This is a genomic window from Reinekea sp., from assembly GCF_046710285.1.
Lineage (GTDB): Bacteria > Pseudomonadota > Gammaproteobacteria > Pseudomonadales > Natronospirillaceae > Reinekea.
The window spans coordinates 14,995-35,150 of the sequence record NZ_JBKEGY010000019.1; the positions used below are offsets into that span (position 1 = coordinate 14,995).

Annotated in this window: 21 protein-coding genes; 17 read left to right on the top strand and 4 right to left on the bottom strand. The window is 43.4% G+C overall.

Features of this window, described 5'->3' with window-relative positions:
• Positions 1–179: 179 nt before the first annotated feature.
• Complete coding sequence (locus ACI882_RS13090) at positions 180–545, top strand: cupin domain-containing protein (RefSeq protein WP_411743569.1); 366 nt, start codon at positions 180–182, stop codon at positions 543–545.
• Positions 542–1,828: an NAD(P)/FAD-dependent oxidoreductase gene (locus ACI882_RS13095; protein WP_411743570.1), complete on the top strand. Its 1,287-nt coding sequence runs from the start codon at positions 542–544 to the stop codon at positions 1,826–1,828. Before ACI882_RS13090 ends, ACI882_RS13095 begins: the two co-directional genes overlap by 4 nt.
• Before the next feature lie 78 nt (positions 1,829–1,906).
• Here ACI882_RS13095 and ACI882_RS13100 read toward each other — a convergent pair whose 3' ends face one another.
• A complete protein-coding gene (locus tag ACI882_RS13100; protein ID WP_411743571.1) occupies positions 1,907–3,019 on the bottom strand; it encodes an extracellular solute-binding protein in 1,113 nt (370 codons plus the stop codon).
• A 46-nt stretch (positions 3,020–3,065) separates the two neighbouring features.
• A complete protein-coding gene (locus ACI882_RS13105) occupies positions 3,066–4,424 on the bottom strand; it encodes a glutamine synthetase family protein (protein ID WP_411743572.1) in 1,359 nt (452 codons plus the stop codon).
• A 387-nt stretch (positions 4,425–4,811) separates the two neighbouring features.
• On the opposite strand from ACI882_RS13105, the gene ACI882_RS13110 reads away from it, so the two are divergent.
• The 10 genes from ACI882_RS13110 (at position 4,812) to ACI882_RS13155 (ending at position 13,427) form a co-directional block, all read left to right on the top strand.
• Positions 4,812–5,585 carry a gamma-glutamyl-gamma-aminobutyrate hydrolase family protein gene (locus ACI882_RS13110; RefSeq protein WP_411743573.1) on the top strand — a complete coding sequence of 258 codons (774 nt, stop codon included), beginning with the start codon at positions 4,812–4,814 and terminating at the stop codon, positions 5,583–5,585.
• Complete coding sequence (locus ACI882_RS13115) at positions 5,582–6,934, top strand: glutamine synthetase family protein (RefSeq protein ID WP_411743574.1); 1,353 nt, start codon at positions 5,582–5,584, stop codon at positions 6,932–6,934. Before ACI882_RS13110 ends, ACI882_RS13115 begins: the two co-directional genes overlap by 4 nt.
• A gap of 112 nt (positions 6,935–7,046) precedes the next feature.
• The gene (locus tag ACI882_RS13120) at positions 7,047–8,138 is read left to right on the top strand and encodes a polyamine ABC transporter substrate-binding protein (RefSeq protein WP_411743575.1); all 1,092 of its coding nucleotides are present in this window, start codon (positions 7,047–7,049) and stop codon (positions 8,136–8,138) included.
• Between the two features lie 65 nt (positions 8,139–8,203).
• A complete protein-coding gene (locus tag ACI882_RS13125; protein WP_411743576.1) occupies positions 8,204–9,334 on the top strand; it encodes an ABC transporter ATP-binding protein in 1,131 nt (376 codons plus the stop codon).
• On the top strand, positions 9,331–10,233 hold the full coding sequence (locus ACI882_RS13130) for an ABC transporter permease subunit (protein WP_411743577.1): 903 nt from the start codon (positions 9,331–9,333) through the stop codon (positions 10,231–10,233). Before ACI882_RS13125 ends, ACI882_RS13130 begins: the two co-directional genes overlap by 4 nt.
• Positions 10,230–11,057 (top strand): ABC transporter permease subunit, encoded by an 828-nt coding sequence (locus ACI882_RS13135; RefSeq protein WP_411743578.1) that lies wholly within the window; start codon positions 10,230–10,232, stop codon positions 11,055–11,057. The genes ACI882_RS13130 and ACI882_RS13135 overlap by 4 nt, the downstream gene beginning before the upstream one ends.
• Before the next feature lie 18 nt (positions 11,058–11,075).
• On the top strand, positions 11,076–12,047 hold the full coding sequence (speB, locus tag ACI882_RS13140; RefSeq protein WP_411743579.1) for an agmatinase: 972 nt from the start codon (positions 11,076–11,078) through the stop codon (positions 12,045–12,047).
• A gap of 83 nt (positions 12,048–12,130) precedes the next feature.
• Positions 12,131–12,544 (top strand): GFA family protein, encoded by a 414-nt coding sequence (locus ACI882_RS13145; RefSeq protein ID WP_411743580.1) that lies wholly within the window; start codon positions 12,131–12,133, stop codon positions 12,542–12,544.
• Between the two features lie 59 nt (positions 12,545–12,603).
• Positions 12,604–12,927: a thioredoxin family protein gene (locus ACI882_RS13150; RefSeq protein WP_411743581.1), complete on the top strand. Its 324-nt coding sequence runs from the start codon at positions 12,604–12,606 to the stop codon at positions 12,925–12,927.
• Positions 12,924–13,427: a DUF6942 family protein gene (locus ACI882_RS13155; protein WP_411743582.1), complete on the top strand. Its 504-nt coding sequence runs from the start codon at positions 12,924–12,926 to the stop codon at positions 13,425–13,427. Before ACI882_RS13150 ends, ACI882_RS13155 begins: the two co-directional genes overlap by 4 nt.
• Positions 13,428–13,433: 6 nt before the next feature.
• On the opposite strand, the gene ACI882_RS13160 is transcribed toward ACI882_RS13155, so the two are convergent.
• The gene (locus ACI882_RS13160) at positions 13,434–14,729 is read right to left on the bottom strand and encodes an NAD(P)/FAD-dependent oxidoreductase (protein WP_411743583.1); all 1,296 of its coding nucleotides are present in this window, start codon (positions 14,727–14,729) and stop codon (positions 13,434–13,436) included.
• Between the two features lie 181 nt (positions 14,730–14,910).
• Here ACI882_RS13160 and ACI882_RS13165 point away from each other — a divergent pair, with 181 nt between their 5' ends.
• On the top strand, positions 14,911–15,465 hold the full coding sequence (locus ACI882_RS13165; protein WP_411743584.1) for a cupin domain-containing protein: 555 nt from the start codon (positions 14,911–14,913) through the stop codon (positions 15,463–15,465).
• Between the two features lie 45 nt (positions 15,466–15,510).
• Here ACI882_RS13165 and ACI882_RS13170 read toward each other — a convergent pair whose 3' ends face one another.
• Positions 15,511–16,800, bottom strand: a complete 1,290-nt coding sequence (locus ACI882_RS13170) for an NAD(P)/FAD-dependent oxidoreductase (RefSeq protein ID WP_411743585.1) — start codon at positions 16,798–16,800, stop codon at positions 15,511–15,513.
• Between the two features lie 228 nt (positions 16,801–17,028).
• Here ACI882_RS13170 and ACI882_RS13175 point away from each other — a divergent pair, with 228 nt between their 5' ends.
• Genes ACI882_RS13175 through ACI882_RS13190 form a run of 4 tightly spaced genes read left to right on the top strand, consistent with a single transcriptional unit; the run spans position 17,029 to position 20,143 of the window.
• Positions 17,029–17,823: a helix-turn-helix domain-containing protein gene (locus tag ACI882_RS13175; RefSeq protein ID WP_411743586.1), complete on the top strand. Its 795-nt coding sequence runs from the start codon at positions 17,029–17,031 to the stop codon at positions 17,821–17,823.
• A gap of 10 nt (positions 17,824–17,833) precedes the next feature.
• Complete coding sequence (locus tag ACI882_RS13180; protein WP_411743587.1) at positions 17,834–18,280, top strand: NfeD family protein; 447 nt, start codon at positions 17,834–17,836, stop codon at positions 18,278–18,280.
• Position 18,281: 1 nt separating this feature from the next.
• A complete protein-coding gene (locus tag ACI882_RS13185) occupies positions 18,282–19,190 on the top strand; it encodes an SPFH domain-containing protein (protein WP_411743588.1) in 909 nt (302 codons plus the stop codon).
• Between the two features lie 11 nt (positions 19,191–19,201).
• The gene (locus ACI882_RS13190; RefSeq protein ID WP_411743589.1) at positions 19,202–20,143 is read left to right on the top strand and encodes an SPFH domain-containing protein; all 942 of its coding nucleotides are present in this window, start codon (positions 19,202–19,204) and stop codon (positions 20,141–20,143) included.
• The last annotated feature ends 13 nt before the right edge of the window (positions 20,144–20,156 follow it).

The window sequence follows — 20,156 nt, forward strand, 5'->3', positions numbered from 1 at the left end:
TTAGAAGCGGCCCATTGGTTGGAATTCGGGTGTTTGAAACACGGATGTTTCAATCAAGCCCCCATGGAAGGGTTTACGGCGACCGAAATTTCAAGCGATGGGCCGCTGAACCCTGCGTAAACGGAGAGATATGTCTGGGGCAGCAATGAAGTAAAATAAAAAATAAGAGAGTTTAATTGATGAAAACTGTTCAAGATATTGTGAGCGTTACTACAGATTCTGTAGAGGTAGAAAGTTACTTGCCGGCTGATGAAAAAATCATTCGCGGCGAGCCGAAACAAAACGTCTGGAACAGCTTTTCATCGCCAGATAATAAGTTTCATACCGGCATTTGGGATTCCCAAGCCGGGGAATGGAAAATTTCCTATACCGAAGATGAATTCTGTTTTATCGTATCCGGTGAATCCGTCATCACCGATGTGCAAGGCAATAGCAAAACAGTAAAAGCTGGCGATCAGTTTGTGATACCCGCGGGTTTCAGTGGCACTTGGCATGTTCCAAGCTACTGTAAAAAAATCTATGTCATTTATGAGGCAACTGCATGACCCAACGCACTCCGCACACCGATTCGTACTATGCGAGTACTCGCAACGATACGGTTGATCGTCCAATACTAAAAGAGCACATTGAAGCCGACGTCTGTATTGTTGGTGGTGGTTTTACCGGAATGTCGAGTGCTTTGCACTTAGCCGAGGCGGGCTTTAAGGTTGTTGTGCTTGAAGCTGCACGTATTGGCTTTGGTGCCAGTGGTCGTAACGGCGGCCAGTTAGTTAACAGCTATAGCCGTGATATTGATACGATAGAAAAAAACTACGGTATGTCTATCGGTAAAACATTGGGTGATATGGCCTTTGAAGGTGGTAACATTATTCGTGAGCGTATCGAAAAATATAATATCGATTGTGATTACAAGCCGGGCGGAATTTTTGCTGCGTTTAATAAAAAACAGATGCATGACCTGACAGAACAAAAAGCATTGTGGGAGCGCTATGGCCATACCGGTTTAGAGCTGCTCGATGAAAACTCAATCAAAGAGCAAATTAATTCTGGTGCCTATATAGGTGGTTTACTAGATCACACCGGTGGTCACATTCATCCTTTGAATCTCCTGCTTGGTGAAGCCGCAGCCTTTGAAAGTTTGGGCGGTGTTATTTATGAAGACTCCAAGGTGATCGAAGTGGTTCGTAGCGAAACACCCGTCGTAAAAACTGAACACGGTCAAGTAACAGCTAAATATGTGTTAATGGCGGGTAATGCTTATATGGCTGGTTTAATACCAGAATTAGCCGCTAAGTCGATGCCGTGTGGCACGCAAATTGTGACCACAGAAGTGCTTGATGAGTCAGTGGCGAAAGCACTTATTCCTAATGGCTATTGTGTTGAAGACTGTAATTACAAGCTCGACTACTACCGGGTAACAGGTGATAACCGCTTACTCTACGGCGGCGGTGTAACTTATGGCGGTGGTGATCCAGCTTCAATCCAAGCCTTTATTCGGGGCAGGTTAGAAAAGAACTTCCCGCAACTAAAAGGTGTTAAGTTTGATTTTGCTTGGGGTGGCGACTTTCTATTAACCATGAGTCGGTTGCCGCAATTTGGTCAGCTGACACCTAATATTTATTACGCACAGGGCTACAGTGGCCATGGTGTTACAACAACGCATTTAGCCGGTCGGCTTATCGCAGAGGCCATGAAAGGTCATGCAGAACGTTTTGATGCCTTTGGTCAGTTAAAGCACTTTCCATTCCCTGGTGGGCGTTTATTGCGAGTTCCTTACACGGCGATCGGTGCTACCTACTATGGGTTGAGAGATAAACTAGGAATTTAGTTTTATCTAGCCAATAAAAAAACCTGTCAATTGACAGGTTTTTTTTTGCGTGGATATTTTTACTAAAATGAATGGATTTTAGTAGCCAACAATATCGATAGGCACTTCGCATAAGCCACTGCCAGCGCAGGTAGCTTGTACCCAATATTTTTTCTTTAAACGACGAGACTTACTAGTAGCAACTTCAAATGCTTCTAAGTTTTTCATTGTCTCTTGCGTTGGGTAAATACCTGGATCAGCTAAAATTTCTTCATCAATAAATTCAAGACTACTCAGCAACGGAGTTGGGTAGGCGTTGTAATTTGAATTTGCTGCCGAATTTTCAGCTTCGGTAAAAAAGTTAATAAAATCTAAAGCGCGTGTTTTGTTTTTAGAGTTGGCTGGTATGGCGAACACATCAAACCAAACAGATGTTCCCTGTGAAGGAATATGATAGGTAACGGTTCCTTCCTCTTCAGTTTCATAGCTTGCAAAAATAATATCACCAGAATAACCAATGGCTAAGCAAATAGTGCCGGCCGCAATATCATCGATGTAGCGAGCTGCATGTAGGTATTTTACATCGGCGGCCAATCCAGCGACAATGTCAGAGGCTTGCGATAACTCATCTTCGTTTATGGTATTTATGCTATAGCCTAAGTAGCTGAGCGCAGTGGCAAATATTTCATCGCGTTCATAAATGGCAGCAATGCCGCAGTCTTTAAACAATGCTCTATGTTCAGCTTCGAAAACAACCCCCCAGCCATGTTGCTCAACCAAAGCTTGCGCATTTGCGGGTGCGACGCTGTGATTAATACCAATGCCGGTGGTACCCCACAAATAGGGGATTGAATATCTATTGCCCGGATCTTTTGCGGTCAGTTGATTCATAACCATGGGGTCTAGGTTGTCAAACTCTGTAATGGTGTTTGGGTTTATTGGTGCGAGCAATTTTCGACTGATTAAAAATACCAATAGGTTATCTGAAGGTACAATGACATCCCAAGCTTGATCGTCACCAAAAAACATTTCGATAAACTCGTCTTCGTTATCGAACATCTGGTAATCAATATCAACATTTCGAGATTGCGCAAAGGTATCGAGCAACTCTTCATCAACATAATCGGACCAATTAAGCACTCGGAGTGTTTCTGCTGTGCTTAACCCTGAATAAAACAGACAAACTAATACTGCAAATATTTTGATTTTCATTTCATGGCCAATTTTTTAAAAAGTGAGCGTTTTTTGTATAACTTTGTTATATATAAGGTAATAGTAAGTCGTATTCTAAAGGCGTGACCTGTTGTTCGAACATGCGTAACTCTGACCATTTACAAGTTTGGTAAAGCTCTACGAACTCGGCGCCAAACCATTCAACGACTCGAGGATCATCTAGCATTTTTCGAAGTGCGTCGCGTTGGTTGTCAGCAACTTGATCGTGGTCTTGCTCATAAGCATTGCCCGTTACGGCTTCAGGTGGCTCAATTTTATTTAAAATACCTTCTGTGACGCCTGCTAATAAAACAGCAGTTGCTAAATAGGGGTTGGTATCAGCGCCTGACATACGATGCTCGATACGGGTCGAAGACGAACCTCCTGATGGAATACGCATTGCCACCGTGCGGTTGTCGTAACCCCAAGTCTTACTGGTGGGTGCGAAGTTTTCAGGAGAAAGGCGACGGTAGCTGTTGATCGTTGGTGCTAAAAAGGCCTGAGTGCTATCAGCCATGCTCAGTAAACCACCAATGGCGTTTCTTAGTAATTGATTCTGGGTTGGGTCTTCCGCTGCAAAAGCGTTTTCGCCATCTTTGAGTAAGCTTAAATGCAGGTGTAAGCCACTACCCGATTGTTCAATGTAAGGTTTTGCCATGAAGCTGGCATCCATACCATATTTATTAGCCACACTGCGGATCACTCGTTTCAACAGAATAGATTGATCAACGGCTTTTAAGATATCAGTGCCATAATCCAAGTTTACTTCGAACTGGCCAGGAGCATATTCGGCAATTACTGTGTCGGCAGGCACGTTTTGTTCACGGGCGGTGCTGATCACGTCGCGTATAAAGAAGTCGTATTGGTCTAAATCATCCATTGAATAGACTTGTGAGGAGTTCATGCGCCGTTCACTGCCTTGTGCAATGGGTGGCTGAATGTCGCCCTTAGCGTCGCGTAGCTTATCTATTAGGTAAAATTCGAGCTCAACTGCAAAGCCGCAGTCATAGCCTAATGCCGAAAACTTTTTGATGGCGTTTACAAGTACCTGTCTTGGGTCTGCAAAAAAACCTGTGTTCTTATTTTTGAACATGGTACACAACGCTTGTGCACGATCGCCCTCTGCATGCCATGGAACTAGCGTTAGCGTGCCTGGAATAGGTTTACATAAGCGATCACGATCGCCAACATCCATGCCAATGCCTGATTCTTCAACCGTTGTCCCCGTTGCATCTAGTGCCATAACAGAGCCAGGCAGATAGAAACCCTTGGTGAATACCTTCTCTAATAGGTCTCTTTCTATCCGCTTGCCCCGTACAACGCCATTTAGATCACTAATGAGAAGTTCGATCGTGGTGACGTTTGGGTTTTGTTGCAAAAATTCGCTAACTTCGGTTTTACTCATTCTTTGTCGCCTTTTAACAACTTTATTGCTGCCAAAACTAAATAACTGTTGAGTTTACTGTGGGTTTTAATGCCAAATAGCACCTAGATCGGCTAATTGGTTGAACATTGAATTCCTTTGCCAGAAACCGGTACAGAATCAATGAGTATTGCGGCCACGAGTGATTTATATATTGAACACTAATGTATATTTTTTTTATATTTGATACAAACCAAATTAACAAGGTATTTTATATAAATGAGAACTGAGAGTTTCACGTTGACCCCAAACAGTGCAGTATAGCTGTGTTATGCACTAGTTTAATTCCAATGTAAATAATGTTGGCCAAGGTGTTTAAAATAATTTATGGTCGTGTAAACTGAAACTGTTCAAAATTTGAGTGCAAACATGAACAAAATAATAAAAGAAAGTCTAAAGCCACTTGTCGGTGTTGTTTGTGATGTTCAGCATATCGCTCCACATGATTTCCACGCCGCGGGTGATAAGTACTTGAGAGCCTTGAGTCAAAGCGCAGATGTCATTCCTGTATTGATTCCAGCTTTATTAGATGATCAAGATATTCAGCAGTGGCTATCTCGATTAGACGGTATTTTTCTTACTGGCGCTTATTCAATGATAGACCCAGCGCACTATAAAGAAGAAAAAGCCGATAAAGCCTATGAATATGACGCACGACGCGACAAAACGGCTTTTGCAACAATTCATAGTGCTATTGAAAGCGATATACCTCTATTAGGTGTTTGTCGTGGTTTGCAAGATATTAACGTTGCCTTAGGAGGGTCATTGCATCAAGCGGTTCAAGAGCAGCCAAGCTTGAATGACCACCGGGAAGATAAAAGTGCTACCTTAGCAATGCAATATGCACCAGCACATTCTGTGCAACTAACAGCGGCAGGCAAATTGCATAGTATTTATGGTTCAGAACATATTCAGGTTAACTCATTACACTCACAGGGGATTAACACTGTAGGAAATGGGTTAGTTGTTGAAGCGCAAGCTGAAGACGGCCTAGTTGAGGCAGTCCGAGTCGAATCTATGACGTTTGGTCTCGCAGTTCAATGGCATCCGGAATGGAAAGTAACAGAAAATAAAACACAAAAACTACTATTCGAGGCCTTCGGCGATGCGTGTAGAGCGCGACAGCTAGCAGGAACAAAATGAAAAAACTAACAAAGTGGTTAGAAGACAATAAAATAACCGAAATCGAATGCATCATGCCTGATCAAACGGGCATCGCGCGCGGTAAAATTATGCCGACCGATAAGTTTATCGCAGAAAAAGGTATACGGCTGCCCGAGAGTGTTTTATTGCAAACGACAACAGGGGATTACCCTGACGACGAAACCTATTACAGTCTATTAGATCCAAAAGACATCGATATGATATTACGCCCAGATGAGTCGGCTGTGTTTACAGTCCCCTGGGCTGCTGAACCTTCAGCGCAAATTATTCATGACTGTTACGACTCCATGGGCAACTTAATGGGCATGTCCTCACGTGCCGTGCTAAAAAAAGTCTTGGCTTTGTATGAAGCCAAAGGCTGGAAGCCAATTGTTGCACCAGAAGTTGAATTTTATTTAACGAAAAGCTGTACCGATCCAGATCTTCCGTTAGAGCCGCCTATTGGCCGTTCAGGTCGCCAAGAAAGTGGCCGTCAAAGTTTTAGCATTGATGCAGCGAACGAGTTCGATCCTATTATTGAAGATATCTATGATTGGTGTGAAGAGATGCACTTAGATATTGATACGTTAATCCATGAAGAAGGCGCCGCTCAGTTAGAGTTTAACTTCCGTCATGGTGAAGCGTTAAAATTAGCTGATCAGGTATTTATTTTTAAACGAACCGTTCGTGAAGCGGCGCTAAAACATAATATTAATGCAACGTTTATGGCCAAGCCAATTTCAGGAGAGCCAGGCAGTTCAATGCACATACATCAATCTTTAACCGATGCAAAGACGGGCGTGAACCTTTTCTCGAATGAAGACGGCTCCGCCTCTGCGTTGTTCTATAACTATATTGCTGGTTTACAAACGTATATCCCGCACATGATGCCGATATTTGCGCCTAACGTGAACAGCTACCGACGCTATTTGCCGGGTGCAGATGGTAACGCACCGGTAAATATTGAATGGGGTGAAGAGAACCGAACCGTTGGCCTGCGTGTTCCTCAGGCTCCACCGTCAGCAAGACGTGTTGAAAACCGATTATCAGGTTCAGATACCAACCCCTATTTAACTTTAGCGGGTAATCTCATCTGTGGTTATTTAGGTATGGTTAATGATTTAAAACCGCGCATGCCTGTCCAAGGGCGTGCCGAAGAAGAAGCGGATGAAACAGTGCCATGGAATTTAGAAGCGGCGCTTGAAATGATGTCAGCGTCTGAAGAAATTAGAGAAGTACTAGGCTCTGACTTCGTTGATGGCTTCGTTGCAACGCGTTGGGCAGAGTATGAAGGCTTTAAGCGGGTGATTAGTTCGTGGGAACGTCAGTATTTATTATCTACCGTCTAAAAAATCACATAATATAAAAGTATTACTGGCAAGGATGCCGATAGAAAACTAAGAAAAAATAACCAAGCAATTTAATTGGTAATAATAAAACCTAACAAAGGTGAGAGAAGCTATGAAATCAACTGCAAAGACGCTCTTAGGAGCGGCAATAGCCTTAACCGTAACGGCATCTGCCTTAGCGGACGATAGAGTTGTACGAGTTTATAATTGGTCCGACTACATCGCTGAAGACACTATTGAAAAGTTTGAAGCAAAAACGGGTATAAAAGTGACCTATGATGTTTTTGATTCTAACGATGTACTCGAAGCTAAGGTGCTTTCTGGCCAATCTGGCTATGATATTGTTGTACCAACATCAGATTACCTAGCACGACATATTATGGCGGGTGCTTATCAAAAATTAGATAAGTCACAAATTCCAAATTGGAAAAACCTAGATAAAAGTCTATTAAAAACATTATCAGTATATGACCCAGGTAATGAATATGGTGTACCGTATCAATGGGGTACAACTGGCATTGGCTACAATATTACAAAAGTCGAAGAAATTCTGGGTGAAGACGCACCAACCGACAGCTGGGATCTACTGTTTGACGCCAAATACGCGTCGAAGTTATCACAGTGTGGAATCGCCGTGCTAGATTCTGGTGGTGAGGTTTTGCCTCTTGTTCTGCATTACCTAAATCTTGATCCAAACTCAAGAGTAACGAAAGACTATGAAGCCGTTGCTGCAAAGATGGCTGAAATTCGTCCTTATATTACTTACTTCCATAGCTCACGTTATATTTCAGATCTTGCCAATGGCGATATCTGTTTAACCGTAGGTTATAGCGGTGATGTATTCCAGGCAATGGCGCGAGCAGAAGAAGCGGATAACGGCGTTGAAATCGGCTATTACATTCCGACCGAAGGCACCGCTTTGTGGTCAGATATGTTGGCCATTCCTAAAGATTCTAAAAACGTAGCAGAAGCGCATGAGTTTATTAACTTCATTTTGGATGCGCAAATTGGTGCCGATATTACCAACTATGTTTGGTATGGCAGCCCTAACCAAGCATCTACTGAATTTATTGATGCTGAAATTCTAGAAGACCCAGGCATCTACCCTCCAGAAGGTACGGATCTGTTTTCTTTTGAAGTCTTGCCAAATAAGGTTAAACGAGTAATGACCCGTACTTGGACTTCAATTAAGACTGGCATGTAAAGCAATTAGCCCGAGTAGCTTTCCGCTCGGGCTATTTCCCGTTTACTTTATAAAAAGTGTATCTTATGACCTCTTCGGAAATTACGCGTAAGACTTCTCGTGCGGAAGATAAAATTTTGTTGAGCATTCAACATATCTTTAAATACTTTGACGATGCAGTGGCGGTTGATGATGTCAGTTTAGACATTCGCAAAGGTGAGATTTTTGCGCTGTTAGGAGCATCTGGCTCTGGTAAATCTACATTGTTGCGTATTTTGGCGGGTTTTGAAAAACCTTCATCAGGTAAAATATACATTGGTGATGAAGATATTACTAAGCTACCACCAAACGAACGCCCGTTTAATATGATGTTCCAGTCTTATGCCCTTTTTCCTCATATGTCGATTGAACGTAATATTGCATTTGGTTTAAAGCAAGACAAGATGCCAAAAGATCAAATCCAAGAGCGAGTCGCCGAAATGCTGCGTCTAGTTCATATGGAGAAGTATGCTCAACGCAAACCACATCAGTTATCTGGCGGACAACGTCAGCGTGTGGCTCTTGCGCGGTCGTTAGCAAAACACCCAAAACTACTCTTGTTAGATGAACCGATGGGTGCTTTAGACAAAAAACTTCGAACTGAAATGCAATTAGAGGTTGTCGATATTATTGAGCGTGTCGGGGTTACTTGCGTTATGGTAACGCACGATCAAGAAGAAGCCATGACCATGGCCGATCGTATTGCCATTATGGACGAAGGTTATATTCAACAAGTAGGCTCCCCCGTTGATGTATACGAAAGCCCGATGAACCGAATGGTTGCAGAATTTATTGGCTCGGTGAATATTTTCGAATCTGAAATTATCGAAGATGAAGAAAATTTCATGGTGCTACGCAGTGCAAGTCTTGATCATGATATTTATGTTGGCCGCGGTGTTTCTTCAGGTATTGACGATCGCAATATGCTTTTCGCCATTAGACCAGAGAAAACCTTCTTATCAGTAGAAAAGCCTGATCAGAAATATAATTACGCCTCAGGTATTGTTGATGATATTGCTTATCTCGGTGGCCATACCGTCTACTACGTTAAATTACCCGATGGAAAGATTATTCAGTGCTTCTTAGCCAATACCGAGCGTCGTATTGAACGTCCCGATTGGGAAGAGGCCGTTTATGTATATTGGGCCGACGATGCCGGTATGGTTATGCGATCATGAAAGCATTTAATATAAAGCAAAGGCTCCCTAAGGGACGCCACTTTTTAATAGGTACGCCCTACCTATGGTTGTTGGTTTTCTTTTTCTTGCCGTTTGTTTTTGTGGCCAAAATATCGGTTGCCGAGGCCGAGCTCGCAATACCCCCGTACACACCTATGTTCGATTGGCTAGAAGGTGTACTCAATATTCGTTTTAGCTTCAGTAACTTTGCTTGGCTGATCGAAGACCCCATTTACGTTCTAGCGTATTGGAACTCTATTAAGATGGCATTTTGGTCTACCATTTTCTGTCTTCTACTGGGCTATCCGATGGCTTATGCCATTGCGAATGCTCCGCTAAATAAACGTCCTATCTGGTTGTTGCTAGTGTTGCTGCCTAGTTGGACTTCCTTTTTGATTCGAGTCTATGCATGGATGGGTTTGTTGAAAAACAACGGGCTTATAAATGGTCTGTTAATTTGGCTTGGTATCATCGATGAACCTATCCAAATGATTAATACTAACTTTGCGGTCTATGTCGGTATCGTTTATTCCTATTTACCATTTATGGTCCTGCCACTTTATGCCAATCTGGTTAAGCATGATAATGCATTGTTAGAGGCAGCGTCTGATCTAGGTGCCAGTAAGATTACGCAGTTTTTTCGAATAACGTTACCGTTGTCATTTAATGGCATCGTTGCAGGGTCAATGCTGGTTTTCATTCCCGCCGTTGGTGAGTATGTTATTCCTGAACTCCTCGGTGGAAGCAATACGATCATGATCGGTAAGGTACTGTGGCAAGAATTCTTTAACAACCGTGATTGGCCTGTGGCTTCGGCACTGGCGCTTATAATGGTGGTCATTCTTATTGTGCCAATAATGCTATTCCATCGATACCAGAATAAGGAGGTGGACGTATGAAGCTTTCTAACTTCCGTTTCTCGAATTTCATGTTTTGGGTCGGTATTTCGTTTCTCTATTTGCCAATGGTTGTTCTGATTTTTTATTCTTTTAATGAAAGCCGACTAGTGACAGTTTGGGCAGGGTTTTCAACTAAGTGGTACTTTGAACTCTTTAAAGACCAACAATTAATGACAGCGGTTGGGCGCTCGTTAGAAATTGCTTTCTACTCAGCGACAGCCGCCGTATTTCTAGCGATTTTTGCATCGGTAGTGATGGTACGAATGAAAAAGTTTCGTGGTAGAACCGCCTTTTCGGGATTGATAACAGCGCCATTGGTGATGCCCGATGTCATCATTGGTCTATCAATGTTGTTGTTGTTTGTTGCCATGAGCCAAAGCCTAGGTTGGCCTGAATCACGCGGAATGCTGACAATTTGGATTGCGCATACTACCTTTGGCATGGCGTATTCGACCGTCGTAATTTCATCTCGATTAACAGAGATGGATCATTCTTTGGAGGAAGCTGCGTTAGATCTTGGTGCCAGCCAATTAAAGTCTTTTCTGTTAATCACTTTGCCGATAATATCGCCAGCAGTGATATCAGCTTGGTTGCTGTCTTTTACACTGTCGTTAGATGATGTTGTGATAGCCAGTTTTGTAACCGGACCCGGTGCCACCACCCTACCAATTGAAGTTCTGAGTTCGGTACGGTTGGGTGTATCACCCAAAATTAATGCACTTGCAACCTTGATTATTGCTGCTGTATCACTGGTTGCGATATTCGCTTGGTTTATGACACAGCGCCTTAATCGTCGAGTTAGTGCACAATTAACGGCTCAATAAATCTAAAAAGGTTGTTCGATGAGTGAAGATTTTGATCAGTACGAAAAAGGGGATTTAGCCTTCACTCGTCGATCGCCATATGGCACAGAAATAGAAGCAATGTATTCCGGCGCAACCAGCTTTATGCGCCGTCGTTACAGCCGAGATTTAACCAATGTTGATGTAGCCATTATCGGCGTTCCCTTTGATCTTGCAACGTCGAATAGACCGGGAGCACGGTTTGGGCCTAGAGCAATTCGCGCAGCCTCAACTCAGCTTAGCTGGGCTCGCCCTTGGCCTTGGACAAAAGATCCATTTGAAACATTAAACGTTGTCGATTTCGGTGACTGTGTGTTTGACCCGGGTCAGCCCGATACCATCGTTGCATCGGTACAGCAATGGTACGACAAAATTATCGCACAAGATGTTATCCCTTTAACTTTGGGTGGTGATCACTTTGTTACTTATCCAATTTTAAAGTCGTTGGCTGCAAAGCATGGGCCTATTTCATTGATTCATTTCGATGCTCATTGTGATACGTGGGCCGATAAAAAAGGTCGAGTTGATCACGGCACGATGTTTTATCATGCCGCCAATGAAGGTATTGTCGATGCCTCGCATTCTGTACAAGTTGGTATGCGAACAGTAAACGATTTAGATTTAGGCTATACCGTGTTAGATGCCCTGTGGTTGCACGATCATGGTGTAGAGGCGGCCTTGAAAATTATTCAAGAAAAGGTAGCGGATAACCCGACCTACATTACTTTTGATATTGATTTCCTAGACCCTGCTTGCGCCCCAGGAACGGGAACGCCGGTTTGTGGCGGGTTCGACACCATTACCGCAATAAAGCTGTTACATGGTTTGCAAAACCTTAATTTGATTGGTGCTGATGTAGTTGAGGTGGCGCCAGCATACGACCATGCTGAAATTACCGCATTGGCGGGGGCAACCATGGCAACTAATCTAGTGTGTTTAATGGCTGCAGCTAAAGAGCGCTCTAATAAGTAGAGCGCTTCGCAAAAGTTATGGAAATGAATGAGTAGTTATGCAATTCTGCTGGTCTAATAATAATCCATAAAAGGCTTCAGCCAATGAAATATCCCGTCGAAGGTTCATGTCAATGCGGCCAGGTAAGCTATAAGCTTCATACCGCACCGTTAAAAGTTGTCGCCTGCCATTGTACCGAATGTCAAAAGCTTGCGACCAGCCCCTATAGTGTGACTGCCATTGTTGCAGCGGAAGCCATAGAATTTACTGGCGAGATGAAACAATGGTGCCGAGTTGCAGAAAGTGGCAATACTAACTGCGCAAAATTTTGCCCAACCTGCGGCAATCGTGTTTACCATTATAATCCTGATGATCCTTCTACTATTAAGCTCAAATTAAAGTCCAAGAACGAGGCAGGTGACGAAGTTTTTGAACCTAAAGCGCATTTATGGGTGAGTGAAAAACTAAGTTGGTATGACGTGCCTGAAGGTATTAAGGTTTTTGATAAACAACCTTGAAGCGGTAATGTCTTTGATACATTGCGAAGCATAGCTAAACATTAACAAAGGAGGCGCTAATGTCCTTTAATCCTGAATATACCGAAGAAGAGCCGAGTATAGAAAGCATTGAAAACCTCGCTGGTTTTGCCGTGCTCGAATTTGGCGCACCATGGTGTGAGTTTTGCCAAGCGTCAACGTCGTTCGTCGAAGCATCATTAACGGGTCGTTTAGATTTAGAACACATCAAAGTTTATGATGGTAAAGGCAAGCGGTTGGGCCGAGCATTTCAAGTCAAACTTTGGCCAACCTTGATTGCGTTGCACAACGGCAAGGAAGTGGCACGAGTCATTCGGCCAGCGAGCACCGACGAGCTACTGAAGATGTTAGACGCTTTCAAATGACAGAACCAGCTTACATCGGACTCGGTGAGTTACCATGTCATGTTCTGGTTTGCATTGGTAATCGACCGCCACTACAAGAATTTGAATCACTCGCTCACCTTCGTCCGCTACAGACCGGTGAGATTGCTAACATCGCTTCGCAAACGGGGAACCATTGGCGTAAAATTTTTAATATTTATGCCAAATTAATGTTTGAGCTTAACTCCGAAGGCTATGCCACTTGGCAGGAGTATCGGGAAGCAATGTTACTTCAGGCAGGCGGTAAAACGGGCTTGCTGTTTTCTGATCCGAAAGAATTAATTAACCAAAGAAACAGCGTGGTTCTCATCTCAGGTAAAGTTTATGCTCAAGAGCTTGGCTTATTAGAGCAGTGTTTTGAAATGGAATATGGCATATACAAGCACCCTCATGCGCGCCTTTTCGTTACCCCGTATTTTGACTATCGGCAGTTATCAAACGTTAAGCTTAGTTACTTAGCGCAACTGATTAAATCTTTGTAATCACGATTAAAAAATATCTTTAATTCGATGAAAAATCATCCCAGCGGCGAGCATGGGTGAGCGTAGTGCTCGGCCACCTGGAAAGCGCATGTGATGAATTTTTTCAAAAATTTCCATGCGCGCAGTTTCACCTGTAATGTGTTCCGCAATGACTTTGGCGCTCATGTGGGTCGCGTTGACGCCATGCCCTGAATAAGCCTGAGCATAATAAACGTTCGAGTGTAAACGCCCGACTTGGGGCATACGGTTTGCACCAATACCAATCATGCCTCCCCATTGGTAATCAATTTTCACGTCTTTCAAATAGGGGAAAACATCATCCATGTGAGGCTTTAGTGTGCCAATAATCGACTTTGGGTCACGACCGGAGTAGTTGCAAAGGCCGCCAAACAAAAGGCGTTTATCGGCACTTAAGCGATAGTAATCTAGAGCAACACGTAAATCGCAGACCGCCATATCTTGTGGCAGTACTCGTTGCCAAACTTCATCTGGCAAGGGTTCGGTGGCAATCACATAGCTGCCAGCAGGTAATACTTTGGCTTCTAGGTCATCGTCTAAGCCTGCGACATAAGCGTTGCCGCAAATAACCAATTTATCGGCCGTTACTTGGCCATGCGCGGTTTTTATAACAGGTCGCTCGCCATATTGAATATCAATCACTTCTGAGCTTTCGTAAATACGTACGCCAAGAGAATCGGCCGCTTCTGCTTCCCCTAAGGTTAGGTTTAACGGGTGAACATGGCCGCTGCCCATGTCAATTAAACCGCCGATGTAATTGTCGGAGCCAACCACTTCGTGCATGTCATCTTTTTGCAGCAGACGCGTTTCATAGCCATAGCCAACACTGTCGAGCCAGGCTTTATCGGCTTCAAGCTCTTGCATGTGGCGTGGTTTGTGAGCCAAATCTGAATAACCCATTTTCAGATCGCATTGAATGTCGTACTTTTTGACCCGCTCACGAACGATATCGACCGCTTCTAGCCCCATTAGATCGAGTGCTTTCACCCCATCCTGGCCGATTGAGTTGCTAAACTGCTCTGTACCGTGGCCAATGCCGCGAATTAGCTGTCCGCCATTGCGACCAGAGGCTCCCCAGCCAATCTTAAAGGCTTCTAGTAATACAACCTTAAAGCCACGCTCAGCGAGCTCCAGAGCGGTATTGACGCCGCTTAAACCACCGCCAATAACGCACACCTGCGTATCGATTGACTCTGATAACCTAGGGTAATCTTTATGATAGCTGCGTGTTGCAACATAGTAAGAATCTGGATAGTCGGCAGAATGTGTTTTACGGTTTAGCATAAGGGCGCCTGTTTGATATAATTTAAATAAGCGTTGTTAATATTGCACGATACTAGCAGAGCAGCGAAATATAAAAAAGCTCAGTGTTAAAAATAGTACACAAGTGTTCAACCTTTTCATTCAGTTCAAGTAAGTCGTATACTATGTGCTGTTCAAAACTATCATTATAGGGAATAACCGAGTGGAAGATATTGGCAAACGCCTGAAAGCTGTCCGCAAGCAGGTGGGCATATCTCAACGTGAGCTTGCTAAACGTGCTGGCGTGACCAACTCAACAATATCGATGATTGAGAAAAACAGCGTAAGCCCTAGCATCAGCTCTCTAAAAAAGGTGCTTTCTGGTTTACCCATGTCTTTGTTGGAGTTTTTTAATACCGAGGATTTCGAAACAGCAGATGTTCCTGTCGTGTATAAAAAAGAAGACTTTCGGGAAGTTGCTGGCGATGAAGGTATTCGTTGGGGGCTTATTGGTAAATTTTTTCCTGATCGGCAATTAACCTTTATGGTTGAAAACTATACGACCGGTTCAGATACCGGCGATGAAGCTTATAGCCACGAAGGTGAAGAAGCTGGTTATGTTGTGTCTGGCAAAATAGAGCTTTTGGTTGATGACCAAACATATGTGCTGGAGTCTGGCGAAGGCTACTATTTTGAGTCTAAGCGACCGCACCGGTTCCGTAACCCTTTTGACGAACCTTGCCAAGTAGTCTCAGCGACAACAGCGTCTAACTTGTAAGTAACATGCCCATATTAGAGCCGATGGGCATGTTTATTTACTAGGTTAACGCAGCTTTTCCAGAAGTAAGTAGTACCACATTCCCATCGCCAAAAACTGATTTCCAAGCCACTCACTGCCAGGAACGCGTATGTGGGGGCATTTTGCAAAGACATCAAATTCAGATAAGTGACCCGTTAGTGCATTCGCCATTATTTCACCAATAATGTGTGAAGTTGCAATGCCGTGACCAGAATAACCTTGAGCGTAAAAAACGTTTTTTGAGAGCTTGCCCAGCTGTGGGATTCGGTTAATCACCACGCCCATCATGCCACTCCATTGATAATCAATTTTCACCCCCTTTAAACGCGGAAAGGTGCGCTCTAATGCGGGTCTTAGCTCAGCTTCAATATCTCGGCTTGGTTTGCCACTGTAGTGGGCTCCACCACCAAACAACAGTCGTTTATCGGCAGTTAAACGGTAGTAATCTAATACGAAACGGCAGTCGTAAACGGCGACATCTTTCGGGTTGATCGCGTTAGCAATGTCGTCGCCCAACGGAGCGGTTGTAATAATACCGCCGGCTGCTGGAAATATTTTACCACTCATTTTCTTACGTTCTAAGCGATGATATGCGTTGCCAGCAATCATGACAGAGTTAGCGGTTACGGAGCCTTTTCCTGTGACAACTTTTGGCGTATCACCGTGTTCAATACGGATAACTTCTGAACGCTCAAAAATTCTTACACCCAAATCGGCTGCCGCTTTGGCTTCGCCTAAACATAGGTTGAGTGAATGCAAATGCATGTTCTTTTTGTTGTAAATTGCACCATGATATAAGTCGGACTCTAGGAAACTCTGCACCTGTTTTTTATCGAGTAATTCAACATGAGATTCCATGCCATGAGCAATAGCTTGCTCGTAATTGGCATTGAGCTCTGTCATGTGACTGGGTTTGAAGGCGGTGTGCAAATGGCCATATTTCAAATCACATTGAATATCATATTTTTCAATTCGATTCTTAATAATATCGTGACCACGCCAGCGTAAATTCCAGACGAATTTATCGGCGTCATCCCCGAGGCTTTTACGCAATTCTTTGCGCATAGCACCATCACCTGACAAGCTACCAGTTACCTGCCCACCGTTACGGCCACTGGCTCCCCAAGCTATTTTATTTGCTTCAATGACGGCAACCGATAGGCCGCGCTCGGCTAGCTCAAGGGCTGTATTAATGCCGGTAAATCCACCGCCGATGATGGCAACATCAACACGAATATCATCGATTAATTGAGGGTAGTCACTTTCAGTGTTTATCGTGGCAGTGTAGTAAGCGCCGCATCTCGGTTCTGACATGGTATATCCAGTTGTTTGTTATTTTTTACATACGTTCAATATTACACGAAAAATGGAGATATAAAAGCTAGAAGTCTCTGCAATAAAAACTAATTTTTATCTAACTAGTCACACAATGATCAAAACAAGTCGTTATGACTAAAGTAATAATCTCACCGATTATGAAAATAAACAGTTTTATATAACTGTTTTTAGCGGTATGTTGTGCCTTCAAATTAAGGAGCAGCCATGCAAGAACTAGAGCTAAAGGTATTAGATAACCTAGTTAGGTATCGAAAGCAGGCTGGCTTGTCACAAAAGCAAGTAGAGGCCAGCCTTGAATTGCGTGCCAATACACTATACGACATTGAAAAGGGTCGGTTAAAACTGCCTTTTGTTATGGCTGCGCAATTATCAGAGCTTTATCATATTCAAATCGGCCAGCTGTTAGGCGATGAAGAACAGACCGACACAGCTAAACAGGAGGATAAAATTGTGCAAAATGCATCTCCGTTAGAATCGCTTGGCGTGGTTAGCGGTGCCTTTCACCCGTTAGCGGAATATATAGCTCAAGATCCAGTGATCGTAGCCGAAGTCGGCGTAGGTGAGTTAGGTAAGAAACCTATAATGACCTTATTGCTGGCAAAACTGACTCCGGTTCAAAAGCAGCACTTTGTTCTTGACCTCTATCGCTATATAAACTCTGTCATCAGCAGTGATGGGGAGATTAGAGATTCAGAACTGAAATTGCGCGATATATTGGTTGCCCAAGCACAAATTGAGTTAACTGATAGTGAAAAGCAAAGCATTGCTCGTGCATTTCGAAAGCCTTTTTTTGGTAAGTCGATGGCCAAAAGTTTGCCCCGAGAAGGCTATAAACACTTTTTGATTTGGACACTGCATTTAGTCTCTCGTATTGATGGTAAAGTGTACTTTGGCACTTCAGATTATATAACCCAGGTGGCAGAGCATATTCAATTACCCGTTAGTTCGTTGCGATTTATTGAAGCGCAAGTTGCCTTGGCCTATCAAGATACGATTTAAGGAGAACCGTATGGACATGTTACCCCTAGTTTGGATCACCATTGGTGTTATTTTGGTCGTGTTAGAGCTGTTGATCCCAGGAGCCGTATTTGGTTTCATCGGTGCGGCTGCTATTGTTACCGGAGGGTTGATACATTTTGATCTGATTTCCGGCCTGTTAAACATAATGATGACGTTCTTCGTTCTCTCCTTTGTCTTTATACTTGTCCTAAGGTCCACTTTATTGAAGTTTTTTCCTGACAACTCTGTTGTGGATAATACCGATGAAACTCAAGATGCCATTGGACGAATTGTGACAGTTACGCAAAACATAACGCCATTTAAACGAGGACGTATAAAATACTTGGATACAGATTGGGAGGCACAAGCCGAAGCTGAGTTCGTAGTTGGAGACCAGGCGATTATTTCAGGTCGCGATGGAAATTGCTGGATCGTTAAATCAATAGAAGGAAGTTAAGATGACGTTAATTACACTCTTGGTGCTAGCCACCTTGATCATATTAAAAATACTGTTGGTCATAGTGCCAATGCGTGAATCATTTGTTGTGGAGCGTTTAGGAAAATTTCGCGCGGTATTCCAACCGGGTTTGCATTTGTTGATTCCGATTATCGATAAAGTTGCTTATCGGCATGAAATTCGTGAGCAGGTTTTTGATATTCCGGCACAGCACTGTATAACCAAGGATAACATTCAAGTCGAAATTGATGGCTTAGTGTATCTAAAAGTCATGGATCCTCAGTTAGCCAGTTATGGCATTGGCGACTATCGCAATGCGGCGATCAACATGGCTCAAACGACGATGCGTTCTGAAGTGGGTAAGCTTTCATTAGGTGAAATATTTTCTGAACGTGAAACGCTCAATGAGACAATAGTCCGAGAAATTGATAAAGCCTCTAAAAGTTGGGGTATTAAGGTATATCGCTATGAAGTCGCGAATATTAGCCCGTCAACTCATGTTGTCACCACATTAGAAAAGCAGATGGTTGCCGAACGAGATCGTCGTGCAGACATCACTTTAGCCACCGCCGAAAAAGAAGCTAAAATCAACATGTCTGAAGGTGAGCGCCAAGAAGCGATTAACCATTCAGTGGGTGAAAGGCAGAGACGAATTAACATTGCTGAAGGTCGAGCAACAGAAATTTCATTGCTGGCGCAAGCTCAAGCAGAAGGTATTGCTATGGTTGCAGAAGCCATCAACATGCCAGGTGGTAACAAGGCCATCAAAATGCGTTTGGTTGATCAGTTTGTTACTGAACTAGGCACTATTCTCGAAGGTGCGGATATTTCAGTACTACCAAGTGAAATGGCTCGCGTTAAGGGCATCTTCGAAGGCTTAGACCAAGTCACTAAACAGTTTAAAGGGTAAGGAGAAGCTAAATGGATATTAACTCAATAAGCGACATATTTAACATTGGTGTCTGGTCAATTGTCTTTATCATTGTCATTTTCCAGTTACTGCGTTCACTGTTTTTTGTTCCAACCAAAAATGCTTATATTGTTGAGCGTTTCGGTAAATATTTGCGAACACTTGAACCAGGCTTCCATGCGATCGTTCCGTTTATCGACAAAGTAGCCGATAGAATTAACCTAAAAGAAATGACCATAGATGTACCACCGCAATATTGTTTCTCGAAAGATGAAATTAATTTGCAGGTCGATGGGGTTATCTATATGTCGGTCGATGATGCAAGCAAAGCTTCGTATGGCATTGTTGATTATCACGATGCAGCTGTTCAGCTCGCGCGCACTACGACACGTTCAGTGATTGGCACACTCGACCTAGAGCGTACCTTCGAAGAACGTGATATCGTCAGTTCAAAGGTTGTAGAAGTGCTTAATAGCGCTGGCCAGGCTTGGGGTATTCGAGTGCACCGGTTTGAAATCAAAAATATTCTACCGCCGGTGAGCGTAAATGAAGCGATGGAACGCCAAGTGACTGCCGAACGTACTCGCCGAGCAATTTTGGCGAAAAGCTTAGGTGATAAGCAGTCACGCATTAATATCTCTGAAGGTGTTATGACCGAAACGATTAACGTTTCAGAAGGTGACAAGCAACAGTTGATGAACGAGGCGGAAGGTAAGGCACAAGAGATTCTTACCATTGCAAAAGCAACGGCTGAGTCGATTCAGAAAATTGGTAAAGCCATCAACGAAAAAGGTGGTGAAGAATCAATACGCTTGCAGCTTGCTGAAAAACTATTCTCAAAGGTTGGCACCTTGGGTGACGCAAGCACCAGAGTGGTACTGCCAGCGAACGTTGCTGATTTCCAAGGTTGGTTGAAAATGACCGATTTAGAAATGCTACCTGAAAGTAAATAGCTAGCAAATGGAC

Bases quoted from the DNA above. Each gene is read 5' to 3' on its own strand.
- ACI882_RS13090 (WP_411743569.1), top strand. From the start codon at position 180: ATGAAAACTGTTCAAGATATTGTGAGCGTTACTACAGATTCTGTAGAG.
- ACI882_RS13095 (WP_411743570.1), top strand. From the start codon at position 542: ATGACCCAACGCACTCCGCACACCGATTCGTACTATGCGAGTACTCGC.
- ACI882_RS13100 (WP_411743571.1), bottom strand. From the start codon at position 3,019: ATGAAAATCAAAATATTTGCAGTATTAGTTTGTCTGTTTTATTCAGGG.
- ACI882_RS13105 (WP_411743572.1), bottom strand. From the start codon at position 4,424: ATGAGTAAAACCGAAGTTAGCGAATTTTTGCAACAAAACCCAAACGTC.
- ACI882_RS13110 (WP_411743573.1), top strand. From the start codon at position 4,812: ATGAACAAAATAATAAAAGAAAGTCTAAAGCCACTTGTCGGTGTTGTT.
- ACI882_RS13115 (WP_411743574.1), top strand. From the start codon at position 5,582: ATGAAAAAACTAACAAAGTGGTTAGAAGACAATAAAATAACCGAAATC.
- ACI882_RS13120 (WP_411743575.1), top strand. From the start codon at position 7,047: ATGAAATCAACTGCAAAGACGCTCTTAGGAGCGGCAATAGCCTTAACC.
- ACI882_RS13125 (WP_411743576.1), top strand. From the start codon at position 8,204: ATGACCTCTTCGGAAATTACGCGTAAGACTTCTCGTGCGGAAGATAAA.
- ACI882_RS13130 (WP_411743577.1), top strand. From the start codon at position 9,331: ATGAAAGCATTTAATATAAAGCAAAGGCTCCCTAAGGGACGCCACTTT.
- ACI882_RS13135 (WP_411743578.1), top strand. From the start codon at position 10,230: ATGAAGCTTTCTAACTTCCGTTTCTCGAATTTCATGTTTTGGGTCGGT.
- speB (WP_411743579.1), top strand. From the start codon at position 11,076: ATGAGTGAAGATTTTGATCAGTACGAAAAAGGGGATTTAGCCTTCACT.
- ACI882_RS13145 (WP_411743580.1), top strand. From the start codon at position 12,131: ATGAAATATCCCGTCGAAGGTTCATGTCAATGCGGCCAGGTAAGCTAT.
- ACI882_RS13150 (WP_411743581.1), top strand. From the start codon at position 12,604: ATGTCCTTTAATCCTGAATATACCGAAGAAGAGCCGAGTATAGAAAGC.
- ACI882_RS13155 (WP_411743582.1), top strand. From the start codon at position 12,924: ATGACAGAACCAGCTTACATCGGACTCGGTGAGTTACCATGTCATGTT.
- ACI882_RS13160 (WP_411743583.1), bottom strand. From the start codon at position 14,729: ATGCTAAACCGTAAAACACATTCTGCCGACTATCCAGATTCTTACTAT.
- ACI882_RS13170 (WP_411743585.1), bottom strand. From the start codon at position 16,800: ATGTCAGAACCGAGATGCGGCGCTTACTACACTGCCACGATAAACACT.
- ACI882_RS13175 (WP_411743586.1), top strand. From the start codon at position 17,029: ATGCAAGAACTAGAGCTAAAGGTATTAGATAACCTAGTTAGGTATCGA.
- ACI882_RS13180 (WP_411743587.1), top strand. From the start codon at position 17,834: ATGGACATGTTACCCCTAGTTTGGATCACCATTGGTGTTATTTTGGTC.
- ACI882_RS13185 (WP_411743588.1), top strand. From the start codon at position 18,282: ATGACGTTAATTACACTCTTGGTGCTAGCCACCTTGATCATATTAAAA.
- ACI882_RS13190 (WP_411743589.1), top strand. From the start codon at position 19,202: ATGGATATTAACTCAATAAGCGACATATTTAACATTGGTGTCTGGTCA.